Source organism: Paenibacillus sp. YN15 (genome assembly GCF_003285005.1).
In the GTDB taxonomy this organism is placed as follows: domain Bacteria; phylum Bacillota; class Bacilli; order Paenibacillales; family NBRC-103111; genus Paenibacillus_AR.
On record NZ_QMFA01000005.1, the window covers coordinates 115,511 to 131,528 of the forward strand.

Consider the following 16,018-nt stretch of genomic DNA (forward strand, 5'->3'; position numbering starts at 1 on the left):
TAGCAATCATAAAGTGTTTGCTATTTGCTCTATTTTGTCCCTGAAGCAGGCTTCGACCGGCTTTAGCATACATTTTGTGTACCCTATTTGCGTAAAATCAACGGTTTTATTTAAATAGCATACATTTGTTGTACGCTATTATTCTTTTGCCGCCGCCATCCCTTCTGTCTCCTCCCTCCTTAGATAGCTACGGCTCCAGCCGGAGGGTGTCCAGGGACAGGTCGTAGCCGGTGCTGGCGCTGTTTTTGCCGGTGATCTGAAGCTTGATCTCCTTGACCCCCGGCTTGTCGAACACCACCTTGCCAATAAGGGTATCCGCATAGGCTTCCGTTGTAGCATACTGGTCCTGCACTCCGCCAAGAGCCGCGCCATCCACATACACCTGGTACTTGCCTCTGGTGGTATAGGTTTTCCCGCTGACATACAGCTTGTATTCCCCCGCCTCCTTCACATGGATCAGAAAGCGGATATTGTTGTTGGCGCCTGCTCCGGTGGCCGCGTATTTCACGAATTTGCCTCCCGATGCGGTGGTATCGCTAATGAAGTAGTACGGGTCCTGCTGGGTGGGAATGCCCACCTGGGGCGAAAGCTGCTCCAGCTCATAGGTAACGGCGGACCGGGGCACCAGCTCGATAAAATCAAATCCCGCGCTGTACCCGCTGCTGGCGGCGTTCCTGTCTTTTACCGTCAGGCGGAACTTCTTGCTGCCCGCAGCTCCAAAATATTTGTTGCCGATGTAGATTTCCTCAAACCCCTGGTCGGCGGCGTACAAGTCCTTCCAGCTCCCCACAATGGCTCCGTCCACCGTCAGCTCGAACTTGCCCCGGTCAGCTCCCTTTTTCACCCGGGCCATAACGGCGTAGGTTCCCGTCTGCGGCACATTCAGCGTATATTCCACATAGTCCCCCACTGCATTGCTGTCAAATTTGTTGAAGGCCCCTCCCGATGCCGCGGCATCACTGACATTGGTTTGGGAGTCGCCGCTGGATACCGTTTTGGCGATGGCGGAGGACTCCAGCTCATAACGGTGCACCGGAGTCAGCACCATCAGGGTAATGGTATTTTTGCCCATATAGAAGGAAGGCCGGGTCAGCGTGCTGCTGTAATCCAGGACCACGTCCTCAATCTTCTTCAAGGGGGCATTGGCCGCGCCGCTGTTGTAATTGCTGTTGGTATTGTCGATCTGGTAGCGCTCCAGGCGCATCTTGCGGCTTCCCGAGAACAGGGAGGCAGGGATATTGTTGATGGTGGTCGTTACATTGTAATCCATCCCCTGCCCCGCGGCGATCTGATCCCACTGATAATTGACGAACATGACGGCAATGCCGGAATCATCCCGGGTGGCCAAACTGTGGACGCCCAGGCCGGTGGTGGCGTTCAGGGCTCCGGCAGAGGTGGAGGAGGCGATGCGGGAGGTCTTCAGCATGGATTGCATCTTCAGCACATTGTAATAAGGCAGGGGAACGCCGTCCAGCCCGTCCACGAACATGTCCTTGCGGGGATTGTCGCCATGATCGATGGTCCAATGCATGGGCATGGTCATGCCGCCCTCCACATAATACATGCCCGTTGTGGCCATGGCTGCGGCCTGGGTCAATTGGTCCTGGGCCTGGGTATTGTCCGAATGCCCCTTGGGGCCGGTGGCCGGTCCCGGGAATACGCCGTATTCGGTTACGAACACCTTGGTTTGCGGGTCCAGCCCCCGGTTGGTCAGCTTGGTTTCGAGAATTGATCTTTCGTTCTTTACGGCGGCCGGTCCCGGATTTTCCGCCACTCCCGTTCCCCGCTGGCGGTACTGGTGGTAAGAGATAAAGTCCAGCCGTTTGTTGGGATTGGTATCGTCTCTGTATGCATTCAGAAAAGCATCAATATAGGTTGTGTTGTAAAAGCCCAGAGCCGGCCCGCCAAGCTTCAGCGGAATCGGAGGGTTCAGCTCCGCGTTGATCTCATTAATAACGCTGTAGAAGACCTTGTACCATTCGTAATACAGCTTGGGACTGGGGGCGTAGCCGGAGCTTTTGGGCGGAACCGCAGGCATCTCGTAGGTTTCGATATCCCAGTCCTTGTCCGGCTCGTTGAAGGCCTCGATATACTCGATTTGCGGATAGCGCTTCTTGTACTCCTTGATGCCGTTCTTCAGCACATTCCGGCAGGCGGTGGAATTGGTAATGGTCATGGTGGAGGGGTTAAAGCCCATATCCGCCTGGTCGCACTGGTCCACATTCAGGATAATCCGCTGGGCATATTTGCCCAACTGCTCCATATAGGAATTCTGGTAATCGTAATTGTATACGCCGGTTGTCCGGTTATAATACTTGGTGGGTTTGAACCAGGCCCGCACATAGCGGGTGTCGCTGTTCTTCAGATTCTCCCAGTAGGACGGGCCCGCCGTGGAAGCGGACTTCAGCCCCGACTGGTTCAGGTACCAGGAGGGATTGTTCATGCTGCTGTCCACAATACTTCCCGCATTGACAGTAACCGTCGCCGCATTTGCCGCCTCCGCCTTCTCCGGTGCAGCCTGGACCAGCGGAACCAAGAGGGCCAATGCCAAAAGCCCCCTCCCTATTTGTCTTGCCAACCTTGCGTTCATCATGTCGCCATCCTTTCATCGATAAATTTGTAAGCGTTGTCAAGCTATTGAGAAAAAGCAGGATTGCCTAAAATCCCAGCTGTCGGCAATCCCGCTGCAACTCCTATTGTTAGTCGAGAACCACTTTGTCAGACAAGGCGGCAGGCAGCTCCCCGTTTGCCGGGAACAACTGGTCCACCACCAGCACGCGGATGGAATACGCCGTATTCTCCGGGTCCGGTACATCAAAATGGGCCACAAACGTGGTTAAATCGGTAATATCGCTCTTCAGGGCCACATAGGAAACCGGAGTATTGCCCTTAAGCAATTGGAAGTATACCACTTCGTCGCCGTCATGGACCTGAGCACCGGCTACCGGAATCACATTGACCCTTGCGGTCAGTCCCTGGGCCTGATCCACCAGACCGCCTGTCACAACAAAGGATTTGCCTTCGCCAATAACGGCGAAAACCGTTACTGTCCGTATCACCTCATTGGCCGCATTGCCCGCTGCATCGCTAACGTTGTAACGGAGGGTGTACACGCCAGGAACAGCGGTATTGACCTGGCCTGTCACGGCAATCGCCGCAGTCAGATCCCCATCCACATTATCTGTGGCGGTTGCTCCCGCATCGGTATATTCGCTTCCCACCGGAATCGATATTGCCCCATCGCCGTTCAGGGTAATGACCGGTTTGACAACATCCGGCACAGGGGTGTTATCCCCCGGCAGCAGGGCAACCACGTAATCGTCGATCTGCGCAGGTCTGTTGGCTACCCGGATGCCGGCTTTGCCCTGTGTCAGCGGCGGAGGATTATCCGGGAACAGTCCGCTGCCGGTATCGGTGACATCGAACACCAGCTTATCGTCCACGTATCCGATGAGACGGTTGCCGTTCACAATAAGCCGCAGCTGGTACCATTTTCCTTCTTCATACGGAAACGGCTTCTTGATGGCGGATTCCTTCAGGCTGTTGTTCACGACTCTTCCCAGTGCAATATAGCCTGTGCTGCCGCCGGCAAGATTGTTCTCGCCGTTATGAATGCGGAGCATGTAGAAGTTCCTGGCATCATCCGAAGCGCGGGCGATAATGCCCGGCAAGCCGGTGTCCGCAGTCGCTCTTACTCTTGCCCTCACCTCGTAGTTGGTCCAAGAGCTGTTGCCGACCACGAAGGGCATGTTGTCATTGGTATGTTTCTCCAAGACCTTGCCGGATACGTCATCCGCTACTCTCAGATGCTGCCCCTGAGTATTGTCCATATTCCTCCAACCGGTGGACGCATCCTGATTGTAGCTCCCGTTTTCAAAGTTTTCCTCATACAGGATGGTTCCGAGAGGCGCTTCCTCATTGGCCGTCAGATGCAGGGTGTATCTCTGGATTTTTCCGGACTCTGCCGTAACGTCGACGGTAATTGTGCCTTGTCCGTTTACAATGGCCGTATTGGCGGCTACGGCTGTGGCCAGATTGCTTACCGTAGGCAGAGCCTCCTTAACGGATACATAAGCAGTGCGGGAAGGAATCTTCACATCGTATTCATACACGCCGGGAATCAGGAGAATATCCCCGGGTGCCAGCTCATTGGGATTATAAGCTCCGCTGTCCGGGATCACCGACAGCTTCAGCGAGCTTAGCGTTGCATCCTCGCTGGCCTTGCGCAGACTGACTTTGTAATAGGTTGCCCCGTTGCCCGCTGTGGACAGGGAGGAGATCATATGCACTACATTCTCGCCTGTTCCTCCCAGCGCAAGCTCTCCGGAGGAGGCGGGATAAACCACGGCATTGGCTCCGCCGTAGACGGTTCCGGTGACGGTTGCTTTATCCGAGCCGGGACCGGCCAGCTTCACCTCATATTCATTCTTCAGAGGATTGAAGCCGCTGATGGAAGCTCCGTTCACCTGAATATCCCCGAGCAAAGGCATGATGGGATAAACATGAATATCATCAAACTGCACCTTGGTTTTGCTGCCGCGTACGCCGGCCCATCCGGCCGAAAGCCGCGCGGGATTGCCGTCATAGACGTTGTTATCGGTGTATTCCACCATCAGCGTGCCGTCCAGATAGCCCTTCAGGTTGTCCCCTACCGCTTCCAGCCTCAAGGTGTACCACCGGGTGGGATCAATGGAATCAAGCACAACACTGTCCAGCTCGATATTCTTTTTGCCTGACGGCATATCGGTATTGTCCCGCTGCAGAACCAATTTGGAGGTGCCTGCGCCGCGTACAAGAAGCAGGGAATAATGCAGATTGCGGTGTTCATCGGCACGGCCTTTGCCCGCTCTTGCGGTTACCCCCATCTTGACATCGCCGGTATGGGCGGGATTGTCGATCTTCACCCTTGCTTCGATGCCGTAATCCGCCCAGGAATTATCTCCGAAAAAGCCGAAGTTGTCCGAAGTGTCGCCGAATGTCTCGTGAGGCACTGCGTACGTGTTTCCTGTGACTGTATCCGTACCGAAGTCCCATGCGGTATACTTGTTGCCGTATCCTCTCAGCTTCCAGGCCGACAAGTCGCGCTCTTCCGGTGTCTCGAAGCTATTCTTGTACAGCCCGTCGGCGAAGATGCTGATATCGTCAATGGACAGAGGCTGTCCGGTGTAAGAGCCGGTGACGGTCAGCTTCACATAGCGGGCGGTGGCTGGGAACCAGTGCAGGGAGCTGCCTTTGGACCAAGCGCCGTACGTGGAATCCACAACTGTCGAATATGAACCGCCGTCCGTACTTGTGGAGATGGAATAATGATAGCTTTGCAGCTCTGCATTGCTCCACTTGATTTCTGCGCCGCTGACTGTAAAGTTTCTTTCCAGATCAATAACCACTGACTGGGGATAGCTGTTGTTGGCTGCGGCGGCACTTGTCCGCTCATCGCCGTCCACCAGCGCCGCCAGGTTCTGCAGGTCGCCTGTTGCCGTTTTGCCTGCGGATACAATGTTGTTGATGCTGGAGTCCACCGCCTCCAGTTCAATGAGCATCACAGCGTTGGGGGTCAGGGTCTCATTGAATATTTCCGTGCCGGTAATATTCATGGTTCCTTGGCCGACGACTTCCAGGCTGTCATTTTTGTTGTATGCATAATTGCTGTGGGTGGCATCCACCAGATATTTCTTGTAGCGGATGGACTTGCCCTGGAAGCTGGCGGGCAGATTCTTCACCTGAACGCTGACTTCCTTGCTGGCCTTGCCGTCCAGTTGATGATTCCAGACCATCATGGTGGCCTTGGAGTCGCTGTTCTTGGTAGCAAGCAGTCTGACGCCGGTATTTCCTGTGTCGCTGCCGGTGACTGCTACTTTCTCATCCCCCAATCTGGAAAGCATCCGCATGGTGTTAAAATAAGGGGTAAAGAAAGTTTTGCCCAGGAGCTCATGATACTTGAGCTTGTCGCTGGTCCCCACCACCTGGAATTTGTATACTTGTGAATCGCCCCATTTAATCCTTATTTTGGATATTTGGTATTCAGCCCCCAAGTCAAACCGGAGCCACGTCCAATAATCGCTTTGCAAAAACTGAGTGCTCTCATCCCCGTCAGTCGCTACAGCGATCAACGGGTCGCCGGCTGTGTTCGGAACGGCTATTTTATTGCCGGCAGGGTCATAAAATTCGATTTCCTGGATTTTCACCTGGCGTCCCGAGGTGGTAGCCGATTCTCTCCAGCCGCGCAAATTCATATACCGAACAGGGTCGGTATAATTGGAGTTAAATTCCTGCCAGCCCACAGTGCCGTTGCTGAGCGCATAGTCCACATCAAACTGGTTCTTGAAGTAGGCGTTCAGCGTGTGAACGGCCACCCAGTTCATGGGGATATCCACACCGCCTCTCTCGTAGAAATAGGCTGAATCCGTCATGAATGCCGCCTGCTTGGCCAGAGCGACATTATTGGTGCTGTCGGTTAATCCCCCTCCGCCTTTCCAGCCGTATTCGCTGACGATCAGAGTGGCGTCGGGATATTTGTCGCTGAGGTAATTGCGCATTTGAATGGCTTGCGTTTCATTCTCGGTAATTTCCTGCCGGTACCGGTGCCAGGAGACAAAGTCAACCTGATAATGGTTCTGATAGGCGATGTCCACAAATTCCTTCTGCTTGGCAAAATTGTAGCCGGAGAGGACCGGACCGCCTACCTTCAGGCGCACACCGTTGGAACCGAAGGTATCATTGAGCCCCAATTGCTGGTTGACCCACACCACTGCCTTGGACATGCCTTCATACATTCGCATGTATCCCGGGATATCATCCTTGACATGCCCAAAGTATGCAGGCTCCAGGTTGGGCTCGTTGCCTACCTCGATGTATTCCAGCTTGGGATTTTTCTCCTTCAGCGTCTTGATAATGACCCGCATGGCCTTGTCATATTCATCCCAGTTCATCGTGGTTTCCCCCGACAGAAGGCGGTTCTTGCCGGGATTGGTGTCTCCGCCGTAGGAATAGGCCAGAGAGATCAAAATGGAGTCCGCAAATTGGCCCATAAAGTCATAGGTTTCCTTGCGGCCGTGCTGAAGATCGGGATTGGTCTCCAGATTCTCCGGAGTTTCGATGCTGTAGGCAAGCAAGTCCGAATTGTTCGGGTCCTTGTTGTAGTACCAGTTGATTTTGACGAAATCCCGGACGATCTTGGTTTTAATCCCCTTCAATTCGTCCACCACATGGACAGGCAGAGGCGCGTAGTTCGTATTGTTGAATTGTTCAGTCCGGATCAATGGACCGGCGCTTGTGCCGTAATCCGCCGTCAGGACCTGGGCTGTTGGGGAAACCTCCGCCTGGGCCGTTTCCGGGAATGCCGGAGCCAGGCCCAGTGCCATTGAAACAGCCAACATCCCTGCGGTCAGAGCGCTGAAAGGACGTTTGGCCTGTTTCCACCCTTTCCTGCTGATCATATTATTCATAGATGCTTGATACCTCCATCTTCAGGATATCCTGGAGTCTGCCCGGCGGACAGACTCCTTCGTTCATCGCCCTGGGGCGTGTCTGATAACTCCGAGGGGAGCAGATTTTGCAGAATTTTCGTTCCAGGCAAGGCACTTTCGTGAAGGCGTACCGGGGGTACGTCAAGCGGAAGTAACGAAGCATGGGGCGAAAAGGCGGTAAAAGATGCCCTCAAGCGGGTTTTCAGACACGCCCTAATTCAATTCAACAATAGCGGACAGTGCAAACGGCAGCCGTTGGGGGTCCAGCTCCAGGGTATCCAGAACGAATACCCGGACCGTGTATGTCTCATCCTCGGGATCGGCGGCGTCAAAAATCGCCGTAAAAGCGGCGGGGCCGGCAATATCCGCTTCAATGGCTGTGTAGCTTACCGGAGTCGTTCCCTTCAGTAGTTGGAAGAACACCGCCTCCTTGCCGGTATGCTCTTCCGCGCCATTCAATAGGTCGACGGTTACACTGGCTGAAATTCCGCCGTTTCTGTCCAGAACACCCACCGGTGTGACGCTGTAGCTTTTGGCAGCCATCACCACATGCACAGTTCTTGTCACTTCCTCGGCTGCGCCGCCGCTGCTGTCTGCGACGTTGTAGCGGAGGATATATGTGCCTTCCGTGTCCGTATCCACTTCCCCGGTTCTGACAATGCCGGCGGTCAGATTTCCATCCTCCGCATCCAGGGCGGTGGCGCCCGGATCGGCAAAGCTGCTGCCTGCAGGCACAATCATTTCGGCCGGACCCAGCAGGGTGATCACCGGCACAGCATTCACGTCGGAAATTTCCGTAACCCAAAGATCATCAAAGGCCGCTCTGGCGTTGGCCACCCGAATGCCTGCCTTTCCAGAGGTCCACGGAGTGAAGGAGGAGTCGAAAACTCCCGAGCCGTCCGTTACGTTAAAGAGCAGCTGGTCGTCTATATATGCCTTGATGGTATTGCCCTTCAGCACCAGTCTCAGCTGATACCACTTGTTGACATCGATGGGCATGGATACAGTAAGGTTGCCGGGCTCCTTCAGCGTGTTATCGATGACCTTGCCCAGCGAAACCTTGCTTTCATTGGGCTTAATGCGGATCATATAAAAATTCCTGTTGTCCGCGGATACTCTGGCCACCAGACCGGGATAGGACAAGGGATCAACCGCTTTCACGCGGACGGAGATATCCGCATCCCCGGAGACGCTGTTGCTGTTGGACATGACGATATTATTGGCGTTGACATCCCTCATGGCATACTTCTCGCCCAATACCTCATCCACCACCCGGAATTGGGTGACTGCCGACGGGGTCCAGCCTGCATCCATCGTTCCGCCGTTGAAGTTCTCCTGGTATACAATAGCGCCACGGGGAGCGTCCGGCTGCACGATAAAGCGGAAGGTATAATCCCGGACTGCGCCGCTTTCAGCTGTTACCCGGACAATTCCGGTGCCCTGTCCGCCAACAAGCGTCGGCTGCTCCAGAATTTCTGCCCTTGCGCCATACCATAAGGCGGCAGGAACCGCATTCTGGATGGTCACCACCCGGGTTAAAGAAGGCAGCAGCACATTGTATTCATACTGTCCGGCTGTCAACACCGGGTTGTTGCCTGCCGAGAGGCTCAGCGCCGCCAATTCGGCATTGGTGGAAATGGCCCGGAGGTACAAGGTGTAGGGAACGGCAAGCTTGCCGTCGGCCGACTTGGCCAGCACCGTTGCCTTCCGGTACGCATTGCCGGCTGCGCTCAAATCCACTTGCCCATTGTTGGTCATCCAAACTGTATGGCCGGATTGATAAACACTGGCTGTGACATTGACATTGGACAGATCGGTTCCTTGCGGAAGCACCGCCTGGCCAACGCTTTGCCCATTGGCCAACGAGGAAACCGCCACACCATTGACCTTCAGCTCCTTCAGCTTGGGCAGGGCCGGGGTCGTCACCTTAATATCTGTAAAGTCGGTGGTCACATTGCCGGCGATCAGCCCGGGCTTTCCGCTGCCGTAATCGCCCATGGCCGTATCCGTATAATCCAGAACAAACTGTCCGTTTACATAAAACTTGAAGGTGTTGCCAATAGCCTCAACCTTCAGGCTATACCAGGTCTGCGGCTCAATCTGGAAGGGCAGGGAGGCCTGCTTCAAGATATTGCCTACACCGCCGTTCACAACCTTGTATACTCTGGCGTCATTGGCTCCCGTTATGCGGAACCGGTAAGCATTGTTATGTGGGGCGCCGCCGTGAGCGCGCAGCAGAATGCCGGGATTGAAGGCAGCCCGATCCGAAGGCATTTCTCCGGGCAGCCTGGTCTTTACTTCCACCGTGTAATCTGTCCACGCGACATTGCCGAAGGTAGCCTGGGCCGCCTGGCTGCTGGCCAATGTGACTCTGGTGTAGCCGGCAACAGACGACCAGGTGCCATTGCCGCCCAACGCCCAGCCTGAGGGATTGGTTCCGCCGGCGAAGCCATGCTGCAGCAGCGTTCCGTCGCCCAGCACCTTGATATCACGGATGGATACCGGCGCAACGGGAGTGGCCTGATCCGCAATGCCCGTTACCGTAACCCGGATATACTGGGCGTTTGCTGCGAAGCGGTCATGGGCATCGCCCCATGTGGGCTTGTATTCCGTTCCGCCTGCGCCCGCTCCGGCAGCCATGGTTTTGTCCACGGCTGTGGTGTAGGCCGAACCGTCCCCACTGGTCTCCACCTTGTAGCGGAAATTGTAGAGCAGATCATTGGCCCAATCGATCTGAAGCCCCTTGACCGCTGTGCTTGCCCCCAAATTCAGGGTCAGCACCTGCGGATAGGAAGCATCCGCAGCCGTCCATACGGTTGACGGATCGGCGTCCGTCACAGCCGCCGCAGCAGCCGTATTGGAGGAAACCGTCACAGCCGCGTCTACGGAAACGATAGCGTCCGCAGGCTCGTCGGTTGCCGTCAGCTCGACAAAGGCTACCGCATTGCGGCCCAGGGCGAAATCAAAGGCGGCGCTGCCCGAATGCTGCAAAATCCGGTCTTCCATCAGGTCCAGGCTGTCGTCGTTGTCATACTGGAAGTTGCCGTGCACCTCATCCGTCAGATAACGCTTCATACGGACGTTTTTCCCGTCAAAACCCGCCGGCAGGTTATCCACATTAATCTTCACATCGAAGCTCTCCGTGCCGTCCAACTGCGTATTCCAGACCATCATGGTTACTTTGTCGGCGCTGTTTCGCGTAGCCATCAAACGCACGCCGGTTGCGTCCTTGCTGCCTCCCTGGGTAGAAAGAAGGGTATCTCCCAGCCAGGATTGCATCCGCAGCGTGTGGAAGAAGGGCGTGAAGTTGACATGCCCCAGATAATCGTAGATGACAATCTGGTCGTCAGACCCGTAGGACCGGAAACGGTACATGGGCATATTCTGCGAACCGGTTACATTGTGCCACTTGATGGAGACCTTTTTGACAGTGGGGGCATTGTCTCCCAGATCAAGCCGCAGGGCAACCTTGGATTCCACGGCAACCGTGCTGTCGCTGCCGTTCCAATAGGTGCCGTCGTCTCCGTCTGTCACAGCTTCAGTGGACGTGTAGGTGCCCGAGGCATTGCTGGCGCTTACCGCCCCGGCGGGAATGGCAATCTCGGCCCCGGCTTCATCGTAAAGCTTGATTTCTTTGATGCCGATAATGGGCTTGCCCCGGTTCTCCGGTTTGGATTCACCCAGGGCTGTTTCCCCTACCCCGCGAATATAGAAATACTGCCTTGCCGCAGGCTCCTCGATAATATAATCCTCAAAGTCCGTTGTCCCTCTGCTCAACTGATAGCCTGTCAAAAACTCGTTTTTGAAATAAGCGGTATCATGGCTGGTTACCCAGGACATGGGCATAATGGGATGGCTGCCGCTGCCCAGGCTCATCTGGTAGGCCGCGTCCGTCATGAAAGCGGCGTTCTTCGCCAGCAGCTCCTTGGACGGATTATAGTTGGTCCCGCCGCCGACAAAGCCGTATTCGCTCATCACCATGGGAATATCCAGATTGCGGTCATCCAGCAACTTCTTCACGGTAGCCGTCTGCTCCTGGAAGGCAACGGAATCGGGACGGTAGTGATGCCAGGAGATGAAATCCAACTGATAGTCATTGGCCGCGGCTTCATCCAGGAAACCCGCCAGGAGCATCTCGCTGAACTGGGCCAGGGTGGGTCCCCCCAATTGCAGCGGCTCCCCCGGCAAGCCCAGGCTGTTGACATATTTCACCGCATTGGAGAACGCCTTGTACATCTTCATATAGTCGGCAAGATTCCCTGTTGCGGCGCCCTGAAAGGCGATATCCAGATCAAATTCATTGCCGCATTCGATGTACTTCACCTTGGAATTGGCCCGCTTGATGCCTTCGAGAATCGCCTTCATGCCTTTTTCCAGCTCGGTGAAGTTGGTTCCGGATGGTCCTAATACCCGCTTGGACAAATCCGCGCTGCTGAATTTGAATACCAGGAGCATATTCTCCGAATATCGGGTAAAAAAGTCATTGTCCGCCTGCCGCATTCCCTGGAGATACGCGTTGCTTTGATTGGCCGGATCATCGATGGAGGAAACGTTTTCATTGTAGAACCAGTTAATCATAATAAAATTGCGCAGCGCCTGAGTTTTCACTCCGTCAGGCCCCAGAGCGTCCACCACTTGCTCCACGTTGTTGATATTCTTGTTGATATTGTTGGCGTTGTTGTACTGCTCCGCCTTTGCCCGCGCAACGGTGTCGGTTGCAGCGTCCACCTGAAATTCCACAAGCCTGCTCTGCACGGCGGCGCCCCCAGCATCTTCAACGGCGGGCGGAGCGACTTCGGCTTTCGCGCCTCCGGCCCCCGTTAAGATAGACGAGAACAGGCAAGCCGCTGTCACAGCCGCATACACTGGCCGCAGCTTAAATCTCTTGTTTGTCCGTTCCGGTAGCATCGTTTCTTTCCTCCTTCATGATCTGCCGCAGCTGCGCGCCGGTTTTGCCGGTATGGGCGCGCAGCTTGCGGCTGCCGGTTATTCCTTCACAGGGTATGTCCCCATCTCCGCCCATCTGTCCTTCAGCAGCTTGGCTGCCATTTTGGGCTGGCGCTGGCGGGTGAAGACTCCCTTCTTGTTGCCGTTGATCCGGGTGGTGCCCTGCTTGGTGGCAAAGTCGGCAAAGGCCCAAACATGCTCGCCGATGACGAAATCCAGCCGGTCAAACACATTGTGGTAGCGGGTCAGAAGCTCACATTGGTACTCCTCCGTAAACATCACCGGCGGGTCCTGATGGAAGCCGGCAATGGCGTCCGCGCCGTATTCGCTCATGATCACCGGCTTGTTGAAGTTCCGGTGCCAGCCGGTAAGCTCCCACTCGATCTGATGCTCGATCAGGTCCAAGGCGCCGGGATCGTTGTACCAGGAGTAATAGCGGTTGACGCAGATGACATCGAACATTTGCGCCACCTGGCATTTGTCCGGCAAGGCCCACTCCACGATTGTGATGGGGCGGGAGGCATCCAGCTTCCGGGCCAGATCGGAGACTTCCTTGTAATACGGCACCGCCTCCTCCTGGAAGGTAGCCGCTTCATTGGCAAGGCTCCACATGACAATGGACGGATGGTTTTTGTCCCGGGCGATCATATCCGCCAGCACATCCTTGTGATGGGCCAGTGTTTCGTCGTTGGCCATCTCCGGCGTATAGACCTTGTCATTGTAGTTGAAAAAGGTAAAGCCTACGGCGGGAACCTCGCCGATGACCACAATCCCCTCCCGGTCGGCCATATCGAGGATTTCCTCGGCATACGGGTAGTGGGAGGTGCGGAAGGAGTTGGCGTTGATCCATTTCAGCAGGTTAAAATCCTTGACATTGACGGCCTGGTCCAGACCCTTGCCCTTGATGTCGCTGTCCTCATGCTTGCCGAAGCCCTTGAAATAGAAAGGTTCGCCGTTAATCAGGAAGCGGTTCCCCTCCACCTTCACCGTCCGGATGCCGACGGAGAGCGGATAATGATCCAGAAGGGCTCCTTCGCTGTCCAGCATCTCCACCTGGAGCGTATACAGGTAAGCGGCAAGGGGCTTCCACAGCTTGGCGTTCTCCACGGTCAGGGTTCCTGCTGCACCGCTTGCCTCCGCCACAACCGCACCGGCTTCGTCGGTCAGCCTGACCCGCACGGCGGCTTCAGGGTTGGAGCATTGCACTGCATATTGGACCAGTCCGGCGGTACCATCCACTTGAGTAGTCACTGTGGTGTCCTGAATGTACTCCTTCGGAGTGCAGTACAGCTTAACCGGACGGTGCAAACCGGCATAGTTGTAGAAATCATGGAAATATTCCTGAATCCGATATCCCTCCGGATGGCGGGGATCGTCGAAGGTCTTGATGCGGCCGGGAGGCAGAGTCTGCCAGGTAAGAATGTTGTTGACGACGATGGTCACCCGGTTCTCCGCGCCAGGCTGCACCAGATGGGAAATATCCGCTTCGAAAGGCAGGAAGCCTCCCTTGTGGGAAACGGCTTCCGCGCCGTTCACCCATACGACGGCATGGTGGCAGGCGCTGCCTACACGGAGCATGATGCGCTGCCCGTTCCATGAGCGGGGAATGAGGAAGATTTCCTCATACCATACGTCGCCGATATGATCACGGATGGCCATATCTTGGGTGATGTCGTTGTAGCTGGCCGGCACCGGCATGGAGATGGTGTCCGTCAAAGGCTGGGCAAACCATTTTTCCTGGCGGCCCACATTGTCGAGATCGGCCTTGAAGCGCCAAACGCCGGACAGCTCTTTTACTTCCCGGGAATGGGTATCTTTGGGGTACAGCATGGTTTATTCACTCCTTGAAGGCTCTATTTGGTCTGGTAAATCCGGTACATCAGCACTGCGGTCTCTGCACGGGTGGCGGGGCTTAGAGGCAAAATCCGGCTGCCGTCGCCTTCCAGCAGCTTCGCCTTATACAGGGAGGCAATGCTGTCCGCCGCATAAGCGGCTACGGTTTCGGCATCGGCAAAGCTCTGCAAATCAGCCGCCGCTCCCTTTTCCTTTATTGCGCCCGCGAGGGATAAGGCTCTGTAGGTGAGAGTGAACATATCCTGGCGGGTGATTTCGGCTTCCGGAATAAACCGGCCGCCCTCGGCGCCCTCTGTAATGCCAAGCTCTTTGGCGATGCCCACGGATGCATAATAGTAGTCACTGGCGGTTACATCTGCGAAATTGCCGCTGAATTCGGCTGTGAGCCCCAGTGTTTTCACCAGCAGATGGAGATAGTCGGCCCGTTTGATATTGGCGTCAGGCGTATAGGTATTCTGCGAGGTGCCTTCAATAATGCCTCTGGCCGCCAAAGCGTCGATCTGCTTTTCGGCCCATGGATAATCCCCGGTGTCGCTGAAGGAAACAGGGCTGTACACTACGGCATATTTGCCGGAATGCCCGGTTTCAAGGGTTATGGTTCCATTGGCGTAACGGCTGCTGGGAACTGCCGCAACCTGGCCGTTGTCGTCGATATGCCAAACTACAATCTTCTCGGGTTTGGCAAGCTCGGACGCCGGGGCCTGGTACGGAATGGCGATAGTGGAGGGAACCCGGCTGCCGGACCACTTGACGGGTTGTCCGTTCATGCGGAAGGACAACTCAATGGCCGGTTTGCCCGCCGCTGCATGAAGCGCCTCCGCAGGAAGCGAAGCCGGGTCCGCCTTGCCGATCACCAATGCGATAGTGCCGGTTGGAGCGCTTTCCAGTCCGGCCAGCATGCCGGAATTGACGGCCACGTTTGCCAGCTCGGTCTTAATCAGCAGCGATTGTGCGGCCGTCAGAGCCTCCAGCACAGCGGAGGGAAGATTCACTTGGTATTCCTTTGCTCCGCTGATGGCGTCCATTTGAACGGCAACTTGTTTGCTGCCGGCTTTTTGGAGCGCCTCCTTCAGCGTTTGCTCCGGCACGGAGGCGATTACAGTTCCCGACGCATTCATGGCGCCTCTGACTGTAACGTCGGCTTGTTCGGCCGGCTTAGCCGATGAAGCAGGGGACGGGGAAACAGACGGCGAAGGTGCAGGTGTGTCACTGGACGGGCTGTCCTCTCCCGGCGATGTACTTGGGTCCGTACTCGGACTTGGGTCCGTACTCGGACTTGGGTTTGTGCTCGGACTTGGGTCTGTGCTCGGGCTTGGGTCTGTGCTCGGGCTTGGGTCTGTGCTCGGGCTTGGGTCTGTGCTCGGGCCAGGTTCGTTGCCGGCAGCCTCCACCTTGAAGGTGATGGTTGCCACATCTTGTCCCATACCCGCGCTTACTTGGTATGTACCTTCCGGTGCGGCGGCCGGGATAACAACCGTCTTGCCGGCAGCCAACGCCTCCTTGCTGAGCAAATCCAGCTCCAGCAGGGTTCCATTGGGGCGCAAAATCCGGACAAGCACCTCGTTTAACTCCGTATCGCCACGAATGACAACGGTTTCACCCGGGGCAGTGGCAGGAATGGAATCCAGCCGTGTGGATGCTCCTTCTGCAAGAACGAATCCCGGCAAAAGCATCAGCATCACAAGCAGGGCAGAAATCGCCCTGAACATGAATTGCATTTTCTTCATCGGATGTTTCACCTCTTCCACATT

The 16,018-nt window shown here is 55.7% G+C and carries 5 protein-coding genes; all 5 read right to left on the reverse strand.

Going from position 1 to position 16,018, the window contains the following annotated elements; translation table 11 throughout:
• Positions 1–187 precede the first annotated feature (187 nt).
• Positions 188–2,551, reverse strand: a complete 2,364-nt coding sequence (locus DQG13_RS06350; protein WP_181592615.1) for a carbohydrate-binding protein — start codon at positions 2,549–2,551, stop codon at positions 188–190.
• Between the two features lie 148 nt (positions 2,552–2,699).
• Positions 2,700–7,445 (reverse strand): immunoglobulin-like domain-containing protein, encoded by a 4,746-nt coding sequence (locus tag DQG13_RS06355; RefSeq protein ID WP_113018908.1) that lies wholly within the window; start codon positions 7,443–7,445, stop codon positions 2,700–2,702.
• 234 nt (positions 7,446–7,679) lie between these two features.
• Positions 7,680–12,374 carry a 3-keto-alpha-glucoside-1,2-lyase-like domain-containing protein gene (locus tag DQG13_RS06360; RefSeq protein WP_113018909.1) on the reverse strand — a complete coding sequence of 1,565 codons (4,695 nt, stop codon included), beginning with the start codon at positions 12,372–12,374 and terminating at the stop codon, positions 7,680–7,682.
• A gap of 78 nt (positions 12,375–12,452) precedes the next feature.
• The gene (gene uidA / locus DQG13_RS06365; protein WP_113018910.1) at positions 12,453–14,243 is read right to left on the reverse strand and encodes a beta-glucuronidase; all 1,791 of its coding nucleotides are present in this window, start codon (positions 14,241–14,243) and stop codon (positions 12,453–12,455) included.
• Between the two features lie 23 nt (positions 14,244–14,266).
• Positions 14,267–15,994 carry an S-layer homology domain-containing protein gene (locus tag DQG13_RS30680; protein WP_181592616.1) on the reverse strand — a complete coding sequence of 576 codons (1,728 nt, stop codon included), beginning with the start codon at positions 15,992–15,994 and terminating at the stop codon, positions 14,267–14,269.
• Positions 15,995–16,018 lie beyond the last annotated feature (24 nt).

What these genes read in the sequence shown, in the direction of transcription:
- DQG13_RS06360 (WP_113018909.1), bottom strand. Translation starts at nt 12,374, where the DNA reads ATGCTACCGGAACGGACAAACAAGAGATTTAAGCTGCGGCCAGTGTAT.
- DQG13_RS06355 (WP_113018908.1), bottom strand. Translation starts at nt 7,445, where the DNA reads ATGAATAATATGATCAGCAGGAAAGGGTGGAAACAGGCCAAACGTCCT.
- uidA (WP_113018910.1), bottom strand. Translation starts at nt 14,243, where the DNA reads ATGCTGTACCCCAAAGATACCCATTCCCGGGAAGTAAAAGAGCTGTCC.
- DQG13_RS30680 (WP_181592616.1), bottom strand. Translation starts at nt 15,994, where the DNA reads ATGAAGAAAATGCAATTCATGTTCAGGGCGATTTCTGCCCTGCTTGTG.